Here is a 21,484-nt window from a genome sequence, read left to right as displayed (position 1 = left end):
CGGAACAATCCGGACAACCCACGGGAGGAGCCGATAACGTCATTTGCCAATCCCACATCTGTGCTCATCTGCGTTCATCTGTGCTGATCTGTGTTTCCTCTGATCGATTGTGGCGGATCATTCCGAGGGTAGCTCCCGAAGGCATTGCCCATACCGGCCCTTGTGCCAAAGGAGCACAGATAAACACAGATGAACACAGATAGGCGCAGATAACCTCGGCACGTTCAGGTCAACAAAATAGGGAGCTGGATTCGGAGCCCCCGTGTGGAAGAGAAAATATTTTTCTTATCCAGTGCTTATGGGCGTTCCGCCCCGACTTAAAATTTCCGGACCTTGATATCGTGCTTTTGCAGGGCATAGCCGATCTGGCGGGTGGTGACGCCCAGAAGCCGGGCGGCTTTGGCCTTCACCCAGCCCGACGACTCCATCACCTGGATCAGGTTGTCCCGTTCCGAGATTTCCCCCGCCGCCTCGACGCTGGGGGCGGGCTCTTCCTCCCCGCCGATGGCGGCGGGAGAGAAGCGCAGACGATGGACGGCGATATTGTGTTTGCGCAAGGCGTAACCGATCTGGCGTGGCGTGACCCCCAGCAGGCGGGCGGCCTTGGCCTTGACGCCGCCCGACGCTTCGAGCGCCGAGATCAGGCTGTCGCGTTCCGATCGCTCGTCCGACGACGCCCCCGGAAACTCCACCGGCTCATCCCCGGATACAGGCATGGCGGCGGGAGCGGCTTCGTCGACGCCGCCCGATATCGGTCCCGCCGAGGCCGGTCGCGGCGGGCGGATCAATTTCGAGGGCACGGTTCGCCGGGGGGCCTCGGGCGAAAAGGGAACCGAGGCACGATCGAGCACCGGAAGCGGGGTGAACCCCGGCCTTTGCTCCGGCTCCTTGGCCGGCCCCTTCCACAAGGTCGCCGACAGACAGACGTCGTTGCGACAGGCGAAATCCAGATCCCCGATGCTTTGCCCGCTGGCGAAAGTGGCGGTGCGGCGGATGCAGTTCTCCAATTCGCGCACATTGCCGGGAAAATGGCAGGCGGCGAGAACCGCCAACCCGGCCTGCTCGAGGGTAAGCTTGGTGCCGTTCTCCTTGTTGAAACGGACCAGGAATTCATTGGCCAGCAGGGGGATGTCGCCCGGCCTGTCGCGCAAGGGCGGCAGGGTGATGTTCACCACCGCGATGCGGTAATAGAGGTCGGCCCGGAAGCTGGCCTGCGACACCATGTCGACGAGATTGCGGTTGGTGGCGCATACCAGCCGGACATCGACCTTGAGGGTCTTGGCACCGCCCACCCGCTCGAACTCTCCCTCCTGCAGCACGCGCAGCAGCTTAGCCTGAAAGGCGGGAGAGATCTCGCCGATCTCGTCGAGGAACAAGGTGCCGCCATCGGCCAGTTCGAAACGCCCCTTGCGCAGTGACACGGCACCGGTGAAGGCCCCCTTCTCATGGCCGAACAATTCGGATTCGAGCACGCCTTCGGGCAGGACGGCACAATTCAATTTGATGAAGGGACCATCCTTGCGGCGCGACAGATCGTGAATGGCCCGGGCGAACAGTTCCTTGCCGGTTCCCGATTCGCCGTAGAGCAGCACCGTCGAATTGGTGCGCGCCACGATGCCCACCTTGTCCAGCACATCGCGGATGGCCGGACTGTCGCCGACGATTCCCTTGATCTTGGTGGCCTTGCGGTCGGGCAACGTGTCGGAGAGCGCCTTGGCCAGACGATGCTGTTCAAGAATCAGCCGTTCGCGGTCGCGAGCGACCACCGCGTGCAATTGTGCGGATTGTCCAATCAGATTGGCGACCATTGTCAGGAATCGCACATCCTCATCGAGCCAGATCTGGGATTGGCTGTCGCCGATGCGATCGATGGTGAGCGTTCCGGAGACCTGTTCCTCGCTCTTGATCGGCACGCCGATGAAGGAACAGATGGTGCCGTCCACCGTCTGCTCGGCCGGGGGCCAGTCGGCGAACAGCGGATCGTTGGCGACGTTGCGGATGACCAACGGCATCCGGGTGGTGACGATCTGCCCGATGGCCTGCTCCGGCACCTCGTCCAGCGTCCGTTTTGCCGCGGCTTCCCGCCAGCCGGACCCGATCACAGTCTCCGGCGTGCCGTCGGGACGCAGCAGCGCGACCAACCCATGGCGCATGTCGAGAAAACTCGAAAGCAGGGACAGCACGCCGGAAAGCTTGGCCTCGAGACGCGCCGGCGAGGACAGCAGTTTCGAAATCTCGTAAACGCCGCTCAGCGCCAATTTGTCGCGCTGCACTGCGATTCCAGCCATCACCGCCCTCCTTGGATCGAGAGATTCTTTATAATGAGAGCAAAGTGCATGCCATGGCGGGCCACCCTGGTCTTCAGCCATAGCCACCGGCCATCCACCGGGCGTACCCACCTCCAATAGATCACCACAACTAGCTGATATAAAAAGACTTTCCCGCATCACGGAGGCAACGCTCCGTCGAATGGTCGATGGTTTTCTGCCGAGAAAAACATTTCTCGGCGGTTGTGGCGCGAGGATCGTTTTGTCGCGATCCGACCAAATCGCGACAAAACGACAAAACAGACAAATTTTTTGTCATATCGTTGAAAATCAACGCGTTACTGAGTGGCACAGCCTTTGCTTATACAGCCTTGCATCTCGCAACCGCAAACTGTTCGAGGCGAAACCATGATCCAATTGACCGACGGTGCCATCAATGCAGTCCGTTCCGCGATCGCCGGTGCGCCGGAACCAGTCGAAGGTCTTCGCATCGCCGTCGAGACGGGTGGCTGCGCGGGATTCAAATATGTGATGGGGCTGGTTTCCGAAGCCCTGCCCGAAGACATCGCCATCGAAAAGGACGGCGTGAAGATTTTCGTCGATCCGGTCAGCCAGGATCACCTCACCGGGACCACCGTCGACTTCGTGACGGCCATCGAGGGCTCCGGCTTCACCTTCGACAATCCCAACGCCCAATCGCGCTGCTCTTGCGGCAAATCGTTCGGCTGATCAGGGGAGGCCGCCATGTGGGAATACAGCGACAAAGTCAAAGAATACTTCTTCAGCCCGAAGAATGCCGGCCCCCTGACCGACGCCACCGCCGTCGGCGAAGTGGGCGCCATGTCCTGCGGGGACGCGCTCCGCCTGATGCTGAAGATCGATCCCGCCAGCGAGGTCATCACCGACGCCCGGTTCCAGACGTTCGGCTGCGGCTCGGCCATTGCCTCCTCCTCGGCGCTGACCGAGCTGATCATCGGCAAGACTCTGGCCGAGGCGATGACCATCACCAATCAGGACATCGCCGATTTCCTGGGCGGCCTTCCGCCGGAGAAGATGCATTGCTCGGTCATGGGTTACGAGGCGTTGCGCGCCGCGGTCGCCAACTACCGGGGCGAGACCTGGGAGGATGACCATGAGGAAGGCGCCCTGATCTGCAAATGCTTCGGCATCGACGAGGGCATCATCGACCGGGCGATCCGCATGAACCGCCTGACCAGCATCGAACAGGTCGCCCATTACACCAAGGTCACCGGCAGTTGCGGCACCTGCGCCGAAAAGGTCGAGGACGTCCTGGCGCGGGTGAACCGCGCGATGGTGGAGGAAGGGCTGCTGGCGGAAAGCGAAGCCTTCGACCCCGCCGCCGCCGCCCGCATGGCCCCGCGGCCCAAGGCCGTCCAGCCGGCGGCGCCCGGCAAGCTGACCACCCTCCAGCGCCTTCGCCTGATCGAAGAAGCGATCGAGGAACTGCGGCCGGTATTGAAGCGTGACGGCGGCGATTGCGAACTGATCGACATCGAGGACGATCTGGTCACGGTCAAGCTGACCGGAGCCTGCACCGGCTGCCAGTTGGCCAGCGTCACCATCGACGGCATCCAGCAGCGGCTGATCGAAAAACTGGGCCGGCCTTTGCGGGTGGTTCCCGTTCCCGCCGGACATTGACGACCCCGGGCGCGCGCACCGCGCGCCTTTTATGAAGAGATAAAGGAGACAGCCATGCGGCCGGTCTATCTCGACAACAATGCGACGACCCGCGTCGATCCCCAGGTGGTGGCGGCCATGCTGCCCTTCTTCACCGAGCATTTCGGCAACGCCTCTTCGATGCACGCCTTCGGCGCGGCGGTCGGCGGCGCCCTGAAAACCGCCCGCCAGCAGGTGCAATCCCTGTTGGGCGCCGAATTCGATCACGAGATCATCTTCACCTCGGGTGGCACCGAATCCGACAACACCGCGCTGCTATCGGCGCTGGAGACCCAGGCCGGGCGTGACGAGATCATCACCACCTCCGTCGAACATCCTGCCATCCTGTCGCTCTGCGACCATCTCGAGAAAAGTCGCGGCGTCAAAATCCACCGTATCGGCGTCGATTCACGGGGTTGTCTCGACATCGAGGCCTATCGCAAAGCCTTGTCGTCGCGCACAGCCATCGCTTCGGTGATGTGGGCGAACAACGAGACCGGCACCGTGTTTCCCGTGGAAACGCTGGCCGAACTGGCCCATGAGGCCGGCGCCCTGTTCCACACCGACGCGGTCCAGGCGGTCGGCAAAATTCCGATGACGCTGGCCAAGACCGAAATCGACATGCTGTCGCTGTCCGGCCATAAGCTGCACGCCCCCAAGGGCATCGGCGCGCTCTATGTGCGCCGCGGCGTCCGCCTGCGTCCCTTCGTTCGCGGCGGCCATCAGGAACGCGGACGGCGGGCGGGGACGGAAAACATTCCGGCGGTGGTCGGGCTCGGCAAGGCGGCCGAACTGGCGGCGCTTTCGATGAACGACGAACAGACAAGGGTCAAGGCGCTGCGCGATCGGCTGGAGGCCGGCATCCTGGCCAGCGTCGGCAATTGCATGGTGACCGGCGATGTCGACAACCGCCTGCCCAACACCAGCAACATCGCCTTCGAATGCATTGAGGGCGAGGCGATCCTTCTGCTGCTCAACAAGGAGGGCATCGCCGCCTCCTCGGGCTCGGCCTGCACATCGGGCTCGCTGGAACCGTCGCATGTGCTGCGCGCCATGAACATTCCCTACACGGCGGCGCATGGAGCGATCCGTTTCTCCTTCTCGCGGGAGAACACCGAGCAGGACGTCGAGCAGGTGCTGGCGGCGGTGCCGGGGATCATCGCCAATCTGCGGGCCATGTCGCCCTTCTGGCAAGGTGACGGCCAGGCATCCGCCGACTTCAATCCGACCTACGCCTGATGCGCGGACCAAAGGAGATCGCCATGCGTCCCGTTTCCCTGCCTCCCACCGCCATCCACGACCTGACTCTCGGCCTGGGCAGCCCATCGCTTTCCATCGAGGCGCGACGAGCCGTCGCCCGCGCCATCACCGCCGTCGGCGCCCAGGAGATAAGCGTCGGGCGGCCCGCCGACGGTCCAGCCGAAGCCGAGGCCGCCACGGCCATTGCCGCGGCGATCGGTCGGGATCGGGCCATCGCCTGTTGCCGGCTGGCCGAGGCGGACGTGGACGCCGCCCGGGCAACCGGACTGAGTGCCGTGCATCTCGCCGCGCCTTTGTCGGAAAGCGCCATCCGGGCGGCGCGGGAGAGCGATCGGATCGCCGTCCTGTCGGACATCCGCCGGGTGGTCCGCTACGCCCGGGGGCTGGGCATGGCCGTCACCCTCGGCGGCGAGGACGCCGGCCGGGCCGAGATCGACTATGTCTGCGCGGCGATGATCGTCGCCTGGGAAAACGGGGCCCGCCGCTTCCGCGTCAGCGACTCCTCCGCGGCGCTCGATCCCTTCTCCACGCACGCCATCTTCCGCCATCTTTGCGCCGAAACCGACATGGAGCTGGAGTTTCACGGTTCCGACGCGCGCGGCATGGCCGCCGCCAATACCGTCGCCGCCGTCAGGGGGGGCGCCACCCATGCCTGCGCCTCCGTCCTCGGCCTCGGCGGCCCCGGCGGAACCGCCCCCCTCGACGAGGTGATGGAAACGCTCCTGCCCCTGGACGGGCGCCGTCAAACGGGGCGCAAGGCGCAGATGGCCGCCTTGGCCGACCGCGTCCTGTCGCTCCGCCCCGGCGGTCGCCGGCCGAAGGCGGCGTGGCCGGCGGCCGAACTTTCGGCGGACTGGGTCATGCGCACGCCCGATCTCGACGTGTTGAGCGAAGCCGGCCGATATGTCTGGGTCCGGCCGGCTCCCCAATTCGCCGCCCTCGGTTAGGGGGGGATCGGCCATGGCCGTCTTGTCCGACACGAACGACCAACCGCTGATCGACGCGGCCACGCGGCTCCGCCCTGGCCTCCGCGCCCTGATCGCCGGCGACGTCGCCTGCGTCAAGGCCCGCGATCCGGCGGCCCGCTCGACCATCGAAGTCATCTGTACCTATCCGGGCGTCCATGCGGTGGTTCTGCATCGTCTGGCCCACGTCCTGTGGGGGACCGGCCTCGGCTTCCCCGCCCGCCTGCTGTCCTGGTTCGCCCGGCTGGCGACCAATGTCGATATTCATCCCGGGGCCACCATCGGGCAGCGTTTCTTCATCGATCACGGGGCCGGCGTGGTGATCGGCGAAACCGCCGAAATCGGCGACGACGTCACCCTCTATCACGGCGTGACCCTGGGCGGCACCACCTGGTCGGGCGGAAAGCGGCATCCGACCCTGGAGAACGGCGTATTGGTCGGCGCCGGGGCGAAGATCCTGGGCCCCATCACCGTCGGCACCCGTGCCCGCGTCGGCGCCAATTCCGTGGTCATCGCCGACGTCCCTCCCGGCATGACGGTGATCGGCATTCCCGGCAAGGTGGTCCGCGATCCCGCCAACCGGCGGCGCATCGATGGGCGGATCGATCTCGAACATCACCTGATCCCCGATCCGGTGGGCGACGCCATCAGTGTGCTACTCGACCGCATCGGCTTCCTGGAAGCCCGCGTCACCCATCTGCAGCAACAGGTAAAGCGACAGGAAACGCCGGACGGGTTTCAGCCCCGGCCGGTCGAGGGAGAATGAGCATGCATATCGTCGTCTGCATCAAACAGGTTCCCGACAGCGCGCAGATCCGCGTTCATCCGGTAACCAACACCATCATGCGCCAGGGGGTGCCGTCGATCATCAACCCCTACGACCTGTTCGCCCTGGAAGAGGCGCTGCGCTGGCGGGATCAGGCGGGCGGCACGGTGACCATTCTCACCATGGGCCCGCCGATGGCCGAGGACACCATGCGCAAGGCCCTCACCCTGGGCGCCGACCGCGCCGTCCTGCTGACCGACCGCTGCTTCGCCGGCTCCGACACCCTGGCCACCAGCTTCGCCCTGGCCACCGCCATCGGCAAGATCGGAGAAACCTGGGGCCCGCCCGACATCGTCTTCACCGGCAAGCAGACCATCGACGGCGACACGGCGCAGGTCGGCCCCGGCATCGCCAAGCGGCTGCGGTTCAACCAACTGACCTATGTGGCGAAAATCGACAGCCTCGATCCGGAAAGCCGCGCCATCACCGTCGAGCGGCGCGCCGAGGGCGGCCTGCAGGTGCTGCAAAGCCGGCTGCCCGTCCTCATCACCATGCTGGAGGGCACCAACGAGCTGCGCCGCGGATCGCTCGACAGCGCCCTGCGCGCCGCCCGCGCCGAAGTGGTGCGCTGGGGCGCCGCCGAGGCCGGTGTCGAGGACACGGCCAAATGCGGACTGCGCGGGTCGCCGACCGTGGTCAAACACGTCTTCGCGCCGAAACCGCGTGCCGAAAAGGCGCAGATCATCGAAACCGCCGCCGGGCCGGTCCGCACCCAGGCCGATGCCGTCATCGCCGCGATCTTCGCACGTCAGCCGGGAATCGAAAGCGATCTCCTGCGGCTGGCGCGCCACTCCTGACAGAAGAGGCCTCGAAGCATGAGCGACGCAGCCAAGCCATCGCCCCCCGCAGCCGCAGCCGGACGCAGTTCCATGAAGAAGGAGCTGCCCGAGCACTTCAAAGCGTATCGGCATGTCTGGGTGTTCATCGAATATGAGCGGGGAAACATCCATCCCGTCTCCCTCGAACTGCTGGGCGAAGGACGAAAACTGGCCGATAAGCTGGACGTCGAGCTGGCCGGCGTGGTGATCGGCGCCGAGGCCGAGGCCTTGCATGAGGCGGCCCTCTCCTGCTTCGAATATGGCGCGGATCTCGTCTATCGGGTGGCCGATCCCATACTTGCCCATTACCGGAACGAACCCTTCACCAAGGCGATGACCGATCTGGTCAACACCTACAAGCCCGAGGTTCTGCTGCTGGGGGCGACGACGCTCGGCCGCGACCTCGCCGGTTCGGTGGCCACGACATTGCTGACCGGGCTGACCGCCGACTGCACGGCGCTCGCCATCGACGACGAGCGGTCACTGGCGGCGACCCGCCCGACCTTCGGCGGCTCGCTGATGTGCACCATCCACACCCTGAATTTCCGCCCCCAGATGGCCACCGTGCGTCCCCGCGTCATGCCGATGCCGGAACGCCAGGCCGGCCGCATCGGCCGCATCGCCGATCATTCGCTGTCGATGGCCGAGGAGGACATCGTCACCAAGGTGCTGCGCTTCGTGCCCGACCGCGACTCCGACAAGGCGCAACTGGCCTATGCCGACATCGTCGTCGCCGGCGGATTGGGCCTCAGGACTCCCGAGAACCTCCGCCTGGTCAAGGAACTGGCCGAAGTGTTGGGCGGCGATTACGGCGGCTCGCGCCCGCTGGTCCAAAAGGGCTGGATCGAGGCCGACCGGCAGATCGGCCAGACCGGCAAGACCATCAGGCCCAAGCTCTATATCGCCGCCGGCATCTCGGGCGCCGTCCAGCATCGGGTGGGGGTCGAAGGCGCGGATCTGATCCTGGCCATCAACACCGATGCCAACGCCCCGATCTTCGATTTTGCCCATCTGGGCATCGTCGCCGACGCGGTGAGCCTGCTGCCGGCCCTGACCGAGGCGTTCCGGCAACGCCTGTCAATCAATCGTGCGGCCAGTTGAGAAGGAGGACACCCAGATGAGCCAGGAAAAGTTCGACGCCATCGTCGTCGGCGCGGGGCCCTCGGGCAATGCCGCCGCCTATACGCTGGCCAGGAAGGGCCTGAACGTCCTGCAGCTTGAACGCGGCGAATATCCCGGCTCGAAAAACGTCCAGGGAGCCATTCTCTACGCCAAAGCGCTGGAGGAGATCATTCCCGACTTCCGCGAGAGCGCGCCCCTGGAGCGCCATATCATCGAGCAACGTCTGTGGATGCTCGACGACAGCTCCTATGTCGGCATGCATTACCGGTCCGAGGACTTCAACGAGGACCGGCCCAGCCGCTATACCATCCTGCGCGCCCAGTTCGACAAATGGTTCAGCCAGCAGGTCCGCGACGCCGGGGCCGTCCTCTTATGCGAAACCACGGTGACGGAACTGCTGCGCGACGAAAGCGGCCGGGTGATCGGCGTCGCCACCGACCGCGACAACGGCACCGTTTACGCCGATGTGGTGATCCTGGCCGAGGGCGTGAACGGACTGGTCGGCCGGCGCTCGAAGCTGCGCGAGGAATTGCAGCCGGAAAGCGTGGCGCTGGCCGTCAAGGAGATGCATTTCCTGCCCAAGGACGTCATCGACGCCCGCTTCAATCTGAAGGGCGGGGAAGGGGTGGTCATCGAAGGCATGGGCACCATCACCGAAGGGATGACCGGCACCGCCTTCATCTATACCAACAACGAATCCCTTTCCGTGGGCATCGGCTGCCTGGTTTCGGATCTGGCCCAGACCGGCCGGTCTCCGGCGGGGCTGCTGGAGGCGTTCAAGAACCATCCCAGCGTCAAACCCCTGCTGGCCGGATCCGAAATCAAGGAATACGCCGCCCACCTCATTCCGGAAGGGGGATTAAAGGCGATGCCGGAGTTGTTCGGCGACGGCTGGATCGTCGTCGGCGATGCCGGACATTTCGTCAATGCGGTGCACCGCGAGGGGTCCAACCTGGCGATGACCACCGGACGTCTCGCCGCCGAAACCGTGGCCGATCTGAAGCAACGGGGCGTGCCTTGCAGCAAGGCCAATCTGCGCGCCTACACGAAACGTCTCGAAGACTGCTTCGTCATGAAGGATATGAAGAAATACAAGGACATCCCGTCCTTCCTGCACGGCAACCGGCACCTCTTCGATCTCTATCCGCGCCTCGTCAGCAAGGCGGCGCAGAACTGGTTCCGCGTCGACGGCAAAGACAAGCTCACCAAGGAAAAAGAGATTTTGACCTCCTTCCGCAAGGGACGGACCCTGTCGGGCCTTCTCGGCGATGCATTCAAGATGGCGAGGGCATGGCGATGACGAAATTGGAGATGGGCGCGGCCGCCCAAACGGCCGTCAAGGTCGAGGAAAAACTGTTCTACAACCGCTATCTGGTGGACGCGGGGCGGCCGCATATCACGGTGCGCCCCCATGACACACCCTCCGCCGCGCTGCTGGCGCTGACCCGGATCTGCCCGGCCGGCTGCTACAGCCAGGCCGACGGCGGCCAGGTCGAGATCGCTTCCGACGGTTGCATGGAATGCGGCACCTGCCGGGTGCTGTGCGGCGAGTCCGGCGACATCGAATGGAACTATCCGCGCGGCGGCTTCGGGGTGCTCTACAAGTTCGGATGATCCATTTTGCGCCTTCCGCTTTCCAGCGGGCGGCCTATTGAGCTAGGTTGCCTTGGAACGGGCCGGGATATATCGGCCGCCCCGTTTCGAGGGAGCCCCATGGAGCCAGACGCGGCCAAGCCCGAGCCTCATCTCGGCCTGTGGCAGATATTCTCGACCTTCACCAAGATCAGCCTCACCAGTTTTGGCGGAGGACTGAGCGGATGGATGATGCGCGAGTTCGTGCAAAACAAGCGCTGGCTGACGGAGAAGGAGTTCTTGACCGGGCTCGCTCTGGCGCAGGCCTTCCCCGGCGTCAATGTCGTCAATCTATCGATCTGGGTGGGATACCGTCTGCGAGGTGGCGCCGGAGCCCTGGCCGGAGCCTTCGGCATGGTGGTGCCCGCGATGGTCGTCGCCGTCTGCCTCGTTGCAGTCTTCGACCAGTTGGCGCGTTTTCCGCTCACCCACGTCATCCTGGCGGGCGTCGCCGCCGCGGCCATCGGCCTGTCCCTGCAGATGGGCATCCGCGCGGCAAGACGCGCGGTAGGCTCGCTCGTCTCGGCCGCCGTCATGACTGCGACCTTTCTTGCCATTTTCGTATTCGGGTTTCCGTTGCTGCCGGTGGTCGCCGTGATGGCGCCGATCAGTGTCGCCGCCGCGGCCTACCGCCTGAAAAACGCTGGCTAGACCGATGAAGGACAATCCGCTCATCCAGTTGTTGCTGGTCTTCGTTCCCCTGTCCTTCCTCTCGGTGGGCGGCGGACAGAGCGTCATCGCCGACATGCATCGACAGTCGGTCACGGTTTACGGCTGGATGAACGATGCGCAATTTCTCAATCTGTTCGCCCTCTCGCGGATGGCCCCCGGACCGGGTTCTCTGTTGGCGGCGTTGATCGGCTGGCAGGTCCAGGGCTGGGCCGGAGCGGCCACCGCCGCCGCCGGTATTTTCGTCCCCTCCTCGCTCCTGGTCTACGGGTTGGCGAAACTTTGGGCCCGCTATCGCGGCGCCCGATGGCAGATGGCCGTCGAGATCGGTCTCGCCCCCGTTGCCGCCGGCATGATTCTCGCCACCTCCTGCGTCCTCTTGCGCTCGACGGAAGGCGGATGGCTGGCCTGGGCGGTGGCGCTGCTGTCCACGGCGCTGCTGCTGTTCACCCGCCTCAGCCCGTTCGTTCTGCTGGGCGGCGGCGCGCTCGCCTTCCTGCTGTGGTTCTGACTCATACCAACTCTCGGTGATCGGAACCGATCACCGAGCCCTCAATCGCCGGGCGGGTTTCTCCGAAACCTTTGGCTTCGCGCCAACGATGGCGCGGGCCCTCATCGAGACTTGGTATCAGAACAGCCCGAGCATGCGCCAATAGCTGGCCGCGCAGGCGGCATAGACCAGACAGGCGAGCAGGCACAATACGCAGCCGGGAATGATGAAATCGCTCGCCCGCAGCTTGCCGCTGCCATAGACGATGATGTTCGGCAGCGTGCTGTAGAACATGACCAGGGGATAGCCGCCGATGATCATGCCGGCGGGAAGAAGAAGGACGAGCGGATGGACCCCCGCCGTCTCGGCGATGCCGATCACCAGCGGCATCAGGGCGGTGGCCATGACCGTGGTTCCGACGAAGATGAAATGCATATAGGCCAGGATCACCATGATGATGATGATCAGGAAGATCGGCGAAACGCTGCTCAATCCGAGCAGATTGAAAATGGACATCGCCAGCCATTTCGTCGCCCCGGTTTTCATCAGGACGTCGCCCAATGAAAACCCGCCGCCGCAAATCAGCACAAGCTGCCACGACACGCCCTTGTTGGCGTCGCTCCAGTCGATGACGCCGATCTTGGGAAGGAACAGCAGGCAGGCGCCGGCCAGACAGACCAGCGTGGTGTCCAGCCGGGTCCAGGCCTGAGTGGCCCAGAAGAAGACGACGGCGACAAAGACGGCGAGCGTCCGCCATTCGGCATGGGTCGTCGGGCCCAAGGCGCGCAGCCCCTCGGCGATCACCGCCCCGGCCCGGGCATCGTCGATCGGCTCCGGCGGATACATCCTCAGCAGAACCCACCAGGTGGCAAACGTCATCAGCAGGGCGGGCGGAAAGCCGTAGAGGAACCAGTCCGAATAGGTGATCAACGGCCCGCCCGCCTTGACGATGAACTCCACCGTGACCGGGTTGGGCACCGTCGCGGTCAGAATGCCGGCCCCGATCGTCGCATTGGTGAAAGCCAGATTGAGCAGAACATTAATGGCGAAATTGGACCGCTTTTCCGACTCGAACAGATTGATGATGGACAGGCAGACCGGAAACAGGATGGCCGTCCGCGCCGTGGACGACGGCACGAGAAAGGCCAGGGCGATATTGGAGAGCGTCAATCCCAAGGTGATCCGCAACGGCGAACATCCGGTATTGGCCAGGATGCCGTAGGTAATGCGCTCGGCCAGTTTGGTCTTCACCATCGCGATGGCGAGAATATAGGCACCCACGATCATATAGATGGAGGAACTGGCGAAGCCGGCCAGCAAGCCGCCGACACTGCCCAATCCCAGCAGGGCGCCGGCCGGCACGACGAGAAGCCCGGTGATCGCCAGCGGAATGGCCTCGGTCAGGAACAGAATGAAAATCCCGACGAAAAGCGCCAAAGCCTTATGACCCTCCGGCGACAACCCGGCGGGCGTGCCGAAGGCCAGGACGGCCGCCGAACCGATCAGGGCCAAGGGAATACCGATGTTCTGGCGGGTAAACACCGCGCCGACGGGGGACGCAATCTCAGCCATGCCTGCTCCGAATCCTCATCGGCTTCCACAAAGCCCGTTGAAAATTATGGAAATGCTATCCGGAATGTGGCCGGCTGACTATGACAAATATTCAATTATGGAATCATATTCCATAATATTGCGGCACACCGGTCGGGCCTGAGGGAGAGGCCCGTCGGTCGCGATGGCTGGCCTGGACGGCGTTGCACAGGCCTTTTTCCGTTGCACGGATACAACCGCCACCGGATCACGAATGCCCATCCATTGGGCACCCCCCACCACAACGCCTGCGAATCGGTCATTCGGCGCCGACTCTATCTTTGATCGACTCTAAAATAACCGAGGGTTGTACGATGCCCAAATTAGCAGAACATTACTCGCATCGCGCCGAGATCAACAAAAAGAAAGATTAACTTTGCCGATGGTCTATTGAAGCGCTGTCTTCCCATCTCCAAGTCTTGGTAATGAGACACTTCTCCTTTCCACGGCTTCCGCAGGCCGGAGGGGTCGTCCACCCCCTCGGCACGCGCTTTGCAGACGGGATAAATCAACCTATTCTTCATATGATGGAGGTAGGATGACATGCCGTCGTCTACCCATCCGAGTCCACCGCTTGGCAGAAATAATAGCGGACTGACCCGGTTTGCTCGGAGATGCACATGAGCGCAGACCTCTTTCAGACTTTCGCCGATCGCTACGAGGCCCGCCGGGAGGTGGACCTGACGCTCGAAGCTTATCTCGATCTTTGCCGCAAGGACCCTTCGGTCTACGCCTCCGCCCATGAGCGGATGCTCGAGGCCATCGGTGAACCGGAGATCATCGATACGGCCAAGGACCCCAGGCTGTCCCGCATTTTTCTGAACCGCACCATCAAGGTTTATCCGGCCTTCGCCGAATTCTACGGCATGGAAGACACCATCGAACGGATCGTTGGCTTCTTCCGCCATGCCGCGCAGGGCTTGGAGGAACGCAAGCAGATCCTCTATCTGTTGGGCCCGGTGGGCGGCGGCAAGTCGTCGCTGGCCGAACGGCTCAAGTTCCTGATGGAAAGTCATCCCATCTACGTCCTGAAGGCCGGCGACGAGGTCAGTCCGATTTTCGAGAGCCCCCTGGGGCTCTTCGACCCGGATGTGATGGGGGTCGAGCTCGAAAAGAATTACGGCATCCCCAAACGCCGGCTGACCGGCATCATGTCGCCCTGGGCGGTCAAGCGCCTCGATGAATTCGGCGGCGATTTGCGGAAATTCCACGTCGTCCGGCTGACGCCGTCCCGCCTTCGCCAGATCGGCATCGCCAAGACCGAACCGGGCGACGAGAACAATCAGGACATTTCGAGTCTGGTCGGCAAGGTCGACATCCGCAAGCTGGAAACCCACAGCCAGAACGACGCCGACGCCTATAGCTTCTCAGGGGGCCTCAACCGAGCCAACCAGGGTATCCTGGAATTCGTCGAAATGTTCAAGGCGCCGATCAAGATGCTCCACCCCCTGCTGACGGCGACGCAGGAGGGCAACTATGTCGGCACGGAAAACATCGGCGGCATGCCGTTCCAGGGCATCATCCTCGCCCATTCCAACGAGGCCGAATGGCATACCTTCCGCAACAATCGCAACAACGAAGCCTTCATCGACCGCATTTGCGTGATCAAGGTGCCCTATTGCCTGCGGGTCACCGAGGAAACCAAGATCTACGAGAAACTGTTGCGTTCCAGCGATCTGGCCAACGCCTCCTGCGCTCCCGGCACCTTGGAGATGCTGGCGCAGTTCGCCGTGCTTTCGCGCTTGAAGGAGCATGAAAACTCCGCCCTGCTGAGCAAGATGCGCGCCTATGACGGCGATAACCTCAAGGAGACCGATCCCAAATCGCGCACGGTCCAGGAATATCGGGACACGGCCGGCCTCGACGAAGGCATGGAAGGCGTCTCGACCCGCTTCTCCTTCAAGGTGCTGTCGCAGACCTTCAACTACGACAGCCACGAAATCGCCGCCGACCCGGTCCATCTGATGTATATCCTGGAACAGGCCATCCAGCGCGAGCAGTACCCCGAAGAAACCGAAAAGAAACTGCTCGATTTCATCAAGGGGCTGCTGGCACCGAAATATGCCGAGCTCATCGGCCATGAAATCCAGAAGGCCTATCTCGAATCCTATTCGGATTACGGGCAGAACCTGTTCGAGCGCTATATCACCTATGCCGACGCCTGGATCGAGGATCAGGATTTCAAGGATCCCGACACCGGCCAGATGATGAACCGGATCCTGCTCGACCAGGAACTCTCGAAGATCGAGAAGCCGGCGGGCATCGCCAATCCCCGCGACTTCCGCAACGAGGTGGTGAAGTTCGTTCTTCGCGCGCGGGCCAGCCAGGGCGGCCAAACGCCCTCCTGGACCTCTTACGAAAAGATCAGGAACGTCATCGAGAAACGGATGTTCAGCCAGGTGGAGGATCTGTTGCCCGTAATCAGTTTCGGCACCAAACAGGACAGCGACACCGAGAAGAAACATCACGACTTCGTCGAACGGATGGTCTCGCGCGGCTACACCGAACGCCAGGTCCGCCGTCTGGTGGAATGGTACATGCGGGTCGACAAAGCGGGATGACGCCATGAACATCATCGATCGCCGGCTCAACCCCAAAGGCAAAAGCCTGCCCAACCGGCAGCGACTGCTGCGGCGTCTCAAGTCGCAAGTCAGAAAGGCGGTGGCGCAGTCCATCACGGGACGTCGCGTGAGGGAGATCGATGCGGAACAATCGGTTCCGGTACCGGTGGAAGGTATCGGAGAACCGTCCTTTCGCAAGGGCTCGAGCGGCGTGCGCGACGTCGTCTGGCCCGGCAACCCTAAACTGGTCAAGGGTGACCGCATCCCCCGCCCAGGTGGGGGGGACGGCGAAGGCAATCAGGCCAGCGATTCGGGTGAAGGCGAAGACGCCTTCACCTTCTCCTTGAGCCGCGAGGAGTTCCTCGACATCTTCTTCGAGGATCTGGAACTGCCTGACATGGTCAAGCGACGGCTGATGCAAACGGTGTCCAGCGTCCCCTCCCGCGCCGGATTCAGCGTCTCGGGCGGCCCGCAGTCCCTGGACGTGGTCCGCACCATGCGCAACAGCATGGCCCGCCGGCTGGCGTTGAGCCGACCGAGGGACGAGGACGTCGAGGAGATGGAGGCGCGCCTCGCCGAGGCCGAGGCCGCCGGGGACGAGGAGACCGTGGCCAGGCTGAAAGAGGAACACGCCCGGCTGCGGCGCCGCCAGCGCGCCATTCCCTGGGTCGATCCGGTCGACGTGCGCTATCGCCGCTTCGAGGCGAGGCCCGTTCCCATCGCGCAGGCGGTGATGTTCTGCCTGATGGATGTCTCGGGCTCGATGAACGAGCATATGAAGGATCTGGCGAAACGCTTCTTCATGTTGCTCTACCTGTTTCTCCAGCGGCGCTACGAGGCGGTCGACATCGTCTTCATCCGCCATACCCACGAAGCCAAGGAAGTCGACGAGGACACCTTCTTCACCTCGCGGGAAACCGGGGGAACCCTAGTCTCCAGCGCGTTGGATGCGGCGAGCCGGATCATCGCCGAACGCTATCCGATCGATGGATGGAACATCTATATCGCCCAGGCCTCGGACGGGGACAATATGTCGTCCGACCGCGACCGCGTGCTGTCGGCGATGACCGCCAGCCTGCTGCCCGCCTGCCAATATTTCGCCTATCTGGAGGTCAGCGACCCGCCCTCCGAGGATCACGGCGGCTTCCAGGACATCAGCGATCTGTGGCGAACCTACGAGACGCTGCTCGGATCGAGTGTCCCCCTGGCGATGCGACGGGCCAATTCCGCCGGAGAGATCTTCGGCGTTTTCCACGAACTGTTCTCGCGCAGCGGCATCAACCAGAAGGCCTGACGCCAATGACCCTGCTTTACGAAGGCCGTGAATGGAATTTCGACAAACTGCGCCGGGCCTATGACGCCGTCGCCCAGATCGCAACCGAGGATCTGGGCCTCGACACCTATCCCAACCAGATCGAGGTGATCACCTCCACGCAGATGCTCGACGCCTATGCCTCGAACGGTCTGCCGATCCTCTACCGCCACTGGTCCTTCGGCAAGCGCTTCATCCACGACGAGGCGCTCTACCGCAAGGGTTACCAGGGATTGGCCTACGAGATCGTCATCAATTCCGACCCTTGCATCTGCTACATCATGGAAGAGAACTCCATGACCATGCAGACGCTGGTCCTGGCCCACGCCGCTTTCGGGCACAACCACTTCTTCAAGAACAACAATCTGTTCCGCCAATGGACGGATGCGACGGCCATTCTCGATTACCTGACCTTCGCCCGCGACTTCATCGCCAGTTGCGAGGAACGTCATGGCGTCGAGGCGGTGGAACATGTTCTCGACGCCGCCCACGCCTTGCAGACGCAGGGCGTCAACCGCTACGCCCGGCATCCGCGGCGCAGCCTGGCCGAGGAACTGGCCCGCGAGAAGGAACGGCGGAATTACGAACAGACCACCTGGAACCCGCTATGGACGACGGTTCCGGGAAACAAGGCCGACGAAGTGCCGGCCGAGGAGGCGATCCCCGACGAGGATCGCAACCAGCCCATCGAATTCCCCGAGGAGAACCTCCTCTATTTTCTGGAAAAGAACTCCCCCGCCCTGCGCGGCTGGGAACGCGAGATCCTGAGAATCGTCCGCAATCTGTCGCAATATTTCTACCCGCAGCGGCAAACCAAGGTGATGAACGAGGGATGCGCCACCTTCGTCCATTACGAGATCATGACCCGCCTGCACGAGCGGCGGTTGATCGACGACGGCGCCTTCCTCGAATTCATCCACTCCCACAGCTCGGTGGCATTCCAGCCCCCCTTCACCGATCCCCGCTATGGCGGCATGAATCCCTATGCCCTCGGGTTCGCCGTCATGCGCGACATCCAGCGGATCTGCACAGACCCCACGGGGGAAGACCGGGCCTGGTTCCCCGACATGGCTGGCAATGGCGATCCCTTCGGAACATTGCGCGACATCTGGGCGCAGTATCGCGACGAAAGCTTCCTTTTGCAGTATTTGAGCCCCAAGGTGATCCGCGACTTCCGGATGATCGCCCTCAGGGACGAGGCCGGCGTGCCCTATTTCGAAGTCGCGGCGATCCACGACGAGCAAGGCTACCGCGATATCCGCGCCATGTTGGCCCGTGGATACGAATGCGCGCGCTCCGACCCGGAAATCGAGATCGTCGGCGCCAATCTGGCCGGGGATCGCAAACTGCTCATCGAAAACCGCGTCCATGACGGCCAGCGATTGAGCGCGGCCTCGGCCCGACGCACCCTTCAGCACATCCAAAGCCTGTGGGGCTACGGCGTCCGCCTGACGGAAATCAACGCCCAGACCGGCAAGCCCTTCGCCGACGGGGAATTCGAGGCCTGAGAGCCCCCACTCACATCGGCCGGTCTCCGTGGCTCTGGCAGTTCTTCGGACAGACGCGGGCGCAGGCGCCGCAACCGATGCAGGCGCCCGCGTCCACCAGCGACATCACCTTGCGCTCGATATCGTCCTCCTCCGGATCGACCAGATCGCCGTCCTCGGTCACGCCCCGCAGGCTCATCACGCCGCGACCGCACACCTTGAAACAACGGCCGCAGCCGATGCAGGTCTCGGCGTCGATGTCCAGAAGGTAGTCCGGAGTCCAGGTCCGGCCGTCGCGGCTGAGCGCTCCCATTGCCCCCTCCTCAGATCCGGGCGACTTCGGGATATTTCTCGATCATCTCGATCCCCGCCGCCGTCAGCTTCTCGCCTTCCGCCGCCAGGGCGGCCAGATCGTCGAAACCGAAACGATGAACGTCGCGCAAATGCTTGAGGCCGACGATCAGCCTGCCGGCGGTCAGCATCACCTTGCCGAACCCCTCGTGATGCATCTTCATCATCGGTGAGACCATGATGCCGGTGGCCTGCTCGATGGCCAGACCGACGGCGTTGTAGAACAGCTCCATCCGCCACAGGGTCTCGGGGTCCGGGTCGCCGATGATCGGCATCTGTCGCCGGGTCGCCTTGTCGACCAGATAGGGCCTGAGCAGATCGAAATCGCTCTTCTTGTCCCAGGCGCCGTGGGCGTCCTGGGCCCGCCATTGCTTGACCAGTTCCTTGAGGAAAACACCCTCGATGACCGGTGTCTCGATTGTCGCCGCCTCAGCCATGACCCGCCTCCTCGTCCTCGAAATCAATAACCCGCTCCTGCCCCTTCAGCATCGCCTTGCGCAGCCAGGGCGGCGGCGTTCCCCTTAAAACCTTGGAGAGTTGCTCCAGCAGATCGCTGATCTCTTCGGGCTGGGCCACCTTCATCGGATGGATATTGTTGGCCACCACCCGCGCCGCCCCCGATCCGCCGATGGCGGCCACATAGAGGATCGCGCAATCCTTGATGGCATCGATTTTCGGGGCCAGCTTGTCCTCGTTGCCGTCCTCCTGCAAATCGCCGGCGAATTCGACGGCTTCGATGAAGTGGCTGCCCTCGGGCCCCAATTCATAGATGGCGATATTCTTCGCCCAGCCGAAATGGGCGTCGACCCTCTTCAGGTCCTGCGTGGCGAATGCGATTTTCATGAGCCCTCCTCGACCTTCGGTCCCTGAAATATAGGAAAATGGCTGATCCCGTCGTTTCCCGGCCGTACCTGTTTGAGACGGCGGTGAACCACCAAGACACCAAGGCACCAAGGGGACGGAATGCGCCGCAGGCATTTCCCCGTCCTTCCCGCGGCAGTGCTCGGGATAAGCGAACGAATGCCTGCGGCGCAAATTTGCGGCCATCCGTCGCCGGATGTTTCGGAAAGCGCCTTGGTGCCTTGGTGTCTTGGTGGTTCAAATTCCTTATGCACTCGCCATAACCTCCTCCGGTAAACGCCACGTCCCCGGGTTTGGTTCATGGGCCTGGGCGATAAACAGGTTGCCGATGTCGAAAATCAGCGAGCGCGTGCCGCGATAGCCGACCGTCAATTGATGGCCCGCCCCCAGCCGGTCGAAGGTGGGAATGCCCAGCCGGAAGAAGGGGATCTCGAGCCGCTCCGCCGCCTGCCGGCCATGGGAATGGGTGATCAGCAGGTCGCAGTCGGATGCCATCCCCTCCAGGTCCTCCAGATCGCCGATCAGCGTGGCCCCGCTCGGCAGGTCCTCCAGACGGGCCGACTGGGTGGTGGTCACCGCGGCCCGGATCTCGCATCCCATTTCGGTGAGCCAGGAACCGACGGCCCACAGCAGATCGGGTTCGGCGCCGATCGCCACCTTCTTGCCGCCGAAATGAAAATGGCCGTCCAGCATGGCGTCGACCAACTGGCTGCGTTGGCGGCGGAACTTCAGCGGCACCGGACGACCGCTGATGCGAGCCAGCCAGGCCATCAGATCGTCGCTGGAGGACAAGCCGGTCAAGCGGTCGAACAAGGTGAAGGGCAGCCCCGACTTTTCACTCAAAAGCTCGGCGGCGCCGCGCATCTGCTCGCCGATGGCCAGGATCCAGGAGGACTGGCCCATGCCGGCGATCTCGGCGACGCCGATGCCGCCCAGGGTGGTCGGCGTGAAATCGTCGGGCAGGTGACCGTCGAGGGAGCCCGAAAGATCGGGCAGGAACAACGGCTCCAGGCCGAAGCTTTCGAAGATGTCGCGCAATTCGTCGATGTCGCCCGGGGTGAGATGACATCCCGCCAACACATTGAGCCGGCGCGGATGGCGCTGGACGTCGGGCGCCGCCGGCAGGACCAGTTGATCGATCATGCGGGTCACCGCCTTGGCCCAGCCGTCCTGGAAGGCATCCTTGAAATCGGGTGTGGAAACGCTGACCAGGGCCACGCCGTCGAGCTCCGGATGCTTTTGGCGGATGGCCCGGATGAATCCCTCGACGTCGTCGCCCTTGGTTTCGGTGACGCCGGTCGAACAGATGCCGATGATCTCGGGCTTGGTGCGGCTGACGATGTTGACCACCGCCTGTTCGACGTTCTCCAGCCCGCCGATCACCGTCGCCACCTCGCTCATCGCCGTGGTCTGCAAGGGGATCGCCTCGCGGAAGTGACGGACGAACAGCACCAGGCCGAAGGAGGTGCAGCCCTGACTGCCGTGCAGCAGCGGCATGGCGCCCTTCAAGCCCATGAAGGCCAGGGCGGCGCCGATCGGCTGGCTCATTTTCAACGGATTGACCGTGCAGGCCTTTTTTGATGTGCTCAGCATGGA

The 21,484-nt window shown here is 63.4% G+C and carries 20 protein-coding genes; 14 read left to right on the top strand and 6 right to left on the bottom strand.

Annotation, left to right across the window (positions count from 1 at the left end):
• Positions 1-317 precede the first annotated feature (317 nt).
• On the bottom strand, positions 318-2,288 hold the full coding sequence (gene nifA / locus CWS72_RS10680) for a nif-specific transcriptional activator NifA (RefSeq protein WP_241911676.1): 1,971 nt from the start codon (positions 2,286-2,288) through the stop codon (positions 318-320).
• A gap of 387 nt (positions 2,289-2,675) precedes the next feature.
• On the opposite strand from nifA, the gene CWS72_RS10675 reads away from it, so the two are divergent.
• From CWS72_RS10675 to CWS72_RS10625, 11 genes are all read left to right on the top strand, one after another.
• Positions 2,676-2,996, top strand: a complete 321-nt coding sequence (locus tag CWS72_RS10675) for an iron-sulfur cluster assembly accessory protein (protein ID WP_101250592.1) — start codon at positions 2,676-2,678, stop codon at positions 2,994-2,996.
• A 15-nt stretch (positions 2,997-3,011) separates the two neighbouring features.
• On the top strand, positions 3,012-3,926 hold the full coding sequence (nifU, locus tag CWS72_RS10670) for a Fe-S cluster assembly protein NifU (protein ID WP_101250591.1): 915 nt from the start codon (positions 3,012-3,014) through the stop codon (positions 3,924-3,926).
• 54 nt (positions 3,927-3,980) lie between these two features.
• Positions 3,981-5,183, top strand: a complete 1,203-nt coding sequence (gene nifS / locus CWS72_RS10665) for a cysteine desulfurase NifS (protein WP_101250590.1) — start codon at positions 3,981-3,983, stop codon at positions 5,181-5,183.
• A 23-nt stretch (positions 5,184-5,206) separates the two neighbouring features.
• A complete protein-coding gene (locus CWS72_RS10660) occupies positions 5,207-6,151 on the top strand; it encodes a beta/alpha barrel domain-containing protein (protein ID WP_158240590.1) in 945 nt (314 codons plus the stop codon).
• Between the two features lie 13 nt (positions 6,152-6,164).
• A complete protein-coding gene (cysE, locus tag CWS72_RS10655) occupies positions 6,165-6,935 on the top strand; it encodes a serine O-acetyltransferase (protein ID WP_101250588.1) in 771 nt (256 codons plus the stop codon).
• A 2-nt stretch (positions 6,936-6,937) separates the two neighbouring features.
• The gene (locus CWS72_RS10650) at positions 6,938-7,792 is read left to right on the top strand and encodes an electron transfer flavoprotein subunit beta/FixA family protein (RefSeq protein WP_101250587.1); all 855 of its coding nucleotides are present in this window, start codon (positions 6,938-6,940) and stop codon (positions 7,790-7,792) included.
• 18 nt (positions 7,793-7,810) lie between these two features.
• Entirely contained in the window at positions 7,811-8,914 is a 1,104-nt protein-coding gene (locus tag CWS72_RS10645; protein ID WP_101250586.1) for an electron transfer flavoprotein subunit alpha/FixB family protein, read from the top strand.
• Between the two features lie 16 nt (positions 8,915-8,930).
• On the top strand, positions 8,931-10,235 hold the full coding sequence (locus tag CWS72_RS10640; RefSeq protein ID WP_101250585.1) for an FAD-dependent monooxygenase: 1,305 nt from the start codon (positions 8,931-8,933) through the stop codon (positions 10,233-10,235).
• Positions 10,226-10,549, top strand: a complete 324-nt coding sequence (locus tag CWS72_RS10635) for a ferredoxin family protein (RefSeq protein ID WP_241911675.1) — start codon at positions 10,226-10,228, stop codon at positions 10,547-10,549. Before CWS72_RS10640 ends, CWS72_RS10635 begins: the two co-directional genes overlap by 10 nt.
• A 99-nt stretch (positions 10,550-10,648) precedes the next feature.
• Complete coding sequence (locus CWS72_RS10630) at positions 10,649-11,218, top strand: chromate transporter (RefSeq protein WP_101250584.1); 570 nt, start codon at positions 10,649-10,651, stop codon at positions 11,216-11,218.
• Positions 11,219-11,222: 4 nt separating this feature from the next.
• Entirely contained in the window at positions 11,223-11,747 is a 525-nt protein-coding gene (locus CWS72_RS10625; protein WP_101250583.1) for a chromate transporter, read from the top strand.
• A gap of 117 nt (positions 11,748-11,864) precedes the next feature.
• Here CWS72_RS10625 and CWS72_RS10620 read toward each other — a convergent pair whose 3' ends face one another.
• Positions 11,865-13,298 carry an SLC13 family permease gene (locus CWS72_RS10620; RefSeq protein ID WP_101250582.1) on the bottom strand — a complete coding sequence of 478 codons (1,434 nt, stop codon included), beginning with the start codon at positions 13,296-13,298 and terminating at the stop codon, positions 11,865-11,867.
• A 632-nt stretch (positions 13,299-13,930) separates the two neighbouring features.
• Between CWS72_RS10620 and CWS72_RS10610 the strand changes: the two genes are divergently transcribed.
• Genes CWS72_RS10610 through CWS72_RS10600 form a run of 3 tightly spaced genes read left to right on the top strand, consistent with a single transcriptional unit; the run spans position 13,931 to position 18,697 of the window.
• The gene (locus tag CWS72_RS10610; RefSeq protein WP_101250580.1) at positions 13,931-15,877 is read left to right on the top strand and encodes a PrkA family serine protein kinase; all 1,947 of its coding nucleotides are present in this window, start codon (positions 13,931-13,933) and stop codon (positions 15,875-15,877) included.
• Between the two features lie 4 nt (positions 15,878-15,881).
• Complete coding sequence (locus tag CWS72_RS10605; RefSeq protein WP_101250579.1) at positions 15,882-17,171, top strand: YeaH/YhbH family protein; 1,290 nt, start codon at positions 15,882-15,884, stop codon at positions 17,169-17,171.
• Positions 17,172-17,176: 5 nt separating this feature from the next.
• Positions 17,177-18,697, top strand: a complete 1,521-nt coding sequence (locus CWS72_RS10600) for a SpoVR family protein (RefSeq protein ID WP_101250578.1) — start codon at positions 17,177-17,179, stop codon at positions 18,695-18,697.
• Between the two features lie 10 nt (positions 18,698-18,707).
• Here CWS72_RS10600 and fdxB read toward each other — a convergent pair whose 3' ends face one another.
• The 4 genes from fdxB to nifN form a co-directional block, all read right to left on the bottom strand.
• On the bottom strand, positions 18,708-18,989 hold the full coding sequence (fdxB, locus tag CWS72_RS10595; RefSeq protein WP_101250577.1) for a ferredoxin III, nif-specific: 282 nt from the start codon (positions 18,987-18,989) through the stop codon (positions 18,708-18,710).
• A 10-nt stretch (positions 18,990-18,999) separates the two neighbouring features.
• Complete coding sequence (locus tag CWS72_RS10590; RefSeq protein ID WP_101250576.1) at positions 19,000-19,464, bottom strand: NifX-associated nitrogen fixation protein; 465 nt, start codon at positions 19,462-19,464, stop codon at positions 19,000-19,002.
• The gene (gene nifX / locus CWS72_RS10585; RefSeq protein WP_101250575.1) at positions 19,457-19,870 is read right to left on the bottom strand and encodes a nitrogen fixation protein NifX; all 414 of its coding nucleotides are present in this window, start codon (positions 19,868-19,870) and stop codon (positions 19,457-19,459) included. The genes CWS72_RS10590 and nifX overlap by 8 nt, the downstream gene beginning before the upstream one ends.
• 264 nt (positions 19,871-20,134) lie before the next feature.
• Complete coding sequence (nifN, locus tag CWS72_RS10580) at positions 20,135-21,481, bottom strand: nitrogenase iron-molybdenum cofactor biosynthesis protein NifN (protein WP_101250574.1); 1,347 nt, start codon at positions 21,479-21,481, stop codon at positions 20,135-20,137.
• Between the last annotated feature and the right edge of the window lie 3 nt (positions 21,482-21,484).

Origin of the sequence: Telmatospirillum siberiense, from assembly GCF_002845745.1 — a bacterium.
In the GTDB taxonomy this organism is placed as follows: domain Bacteria; phylum Pseudomonadota; class Alphaproteobacteria; order Rhodospirillales; family Magnetospirillaceae; genus Telmatospirillum; species Telmatospirillum siberiense.
Note: the sequence above shows the minus strand (reverse complement) of the source record. Positions and strands in the feature narration are given on the sequence as shown.

Excerpts from the sequence above, each read along its gene's own strand:
- nifA (WP_241911676.1), bottom strand. The coding sequence starts at position 2,288 with ATGGCTGGAATCGCAGTGCAGCGCGACAAATTGGCGCTGAGCGGCGTT.
- CWS72_RS10675 (WP_101250592.1), top strand. The coding sequence starts at position 2,676 with ATGATCCAATTGACCGACGGTGCCATCAATGCAGTCCGTTCCGCGATC.
- nifU (WP_101250591.1), top strand. The coding sequence starts at position 3,012 with ATGTGGGAATACAGCGACAAAGTCAAAGAATACTTCTTCAGCCCGAAG.
- nifS (WP_101250590.1), top strand. The coding sequence starts at position 3,981 with ATGCGGCCGGTCTATCTCGACAACAATGCGACGACCCGCGTCGATCCC.
- CWS72_RS10660 (WP_158240590.1), top strand. The coding sequence starts at position 5,207 with ATGCGTCCCGTTTCCCTGCCTCCCACCGCCATCCACGACCTGACTCTC.
- cysE (WP_101250588.1), top strand. The coding sequence starts at position 6,165 with ATGGCCGTCTTGTCCGACACGAACGACCAACCGCTGATCGACGCGGCC.
- CWS72_RS10650 (WP_101250587.1), top strand. The coding sequence starts at position 6,938 with ATGCATATCGTCGTCTGCATCAAACAGGTTCCCGACAGCGCGCAGATC.
- CWS72_RS10645 (WP_101250586.1), top strand. The coding sequence starts at position 7,811 with ATGAGCGACGCAGCCAAGCCATCGCCCCCCGCAGCCGCAGCCGGACGC.
- CWS72_RS10640 (WP_101250585.1), top strand. The coding sequence starts at position 8,931 with ATGAGCCAGGAAAAGTTCGACGCCATCGTCGTCGGCGCGGGGCCCTCG.
- CWS72_RS10635 (WP_241911675.1), top strand. The coding sequence starts at position 10,226 with ATGGCGATGACGAAATTGGAGATGGGCGCGGCCGCCCAAACGGCCGTC.
- CWS72_RS10630 (WP_101250584.1), top strand. The coding sequence starts at position 10,649 with ATGGAGCCAGACGCGGCCAAGCCCGAGCCTCATCTCGGCCTGTGGCAG.
- CWS72_RS10625 (WP_101250583.1), top strand. The coding sequence starts at position 11,223 with ATGAAGGACAATCCGCTCATCCAGTTGTTGCTGGTCTTCGTTCCCCTG.
- CWS72_RS10620 (WP_101250582.1), bottom strand. The coding sequence starts at position 13,298 with ATGGCTGAGATTGCGTCCCCCGTCGGCGCGGTGTTTACCCGCCAGAAC.
- CWS72_RS10610 (WP_101250580.1), top strand. The coding sequence starts at position 13,931 with ATGCACATGAGCGCAGACCTCTTTCAGACTTTCGCCGATCGCTACGAG.
- CWS72_RS10605 (WP_101250579.1), top strand. The coding sequence starts at position 15,882 with ATGAACATCATCGATCGCCGGCTCAACCCCAAAGGCAAAAGCCTGCCC.
- CWS72_RS10600 (WP_101250578.1), top strand. The coding sequence starts at position 17,177 with ATGACCCTGCTTTACGAAGGCCGTGAATGGAATTTCGACAAACTGCGC.
- fdxB (WP_101250577.1), bottom strand. The coding sequence starts at position 18,989 with ATGGGAGCGCTCAGCCGCGACGGCCGGACCTGGACTCCGGACTACCTT.
- CWS72_RS10590 (WP_101250576.1), bottom strand. The coding sequence starts at position 19,464 with ATGGCTGAGGCGGCGACAATCGAGACACCGGTCATCGAGGGTGTTTTC.
- nifX (WP_101250575.1), bottom strand. The coding sequence starts at position 19,870 with ATGAAAATCGCATTCGCCACGCAGGACCTGAAGAGGGTCGACGCCCAT.
- nifN (WP_101250574.1), bottom strand. The coding sequence starts at position 21,481 with ATGCTGAGCACATCAAAAAAGGCCTGCACGGTCAATCCGTTGAAAATG.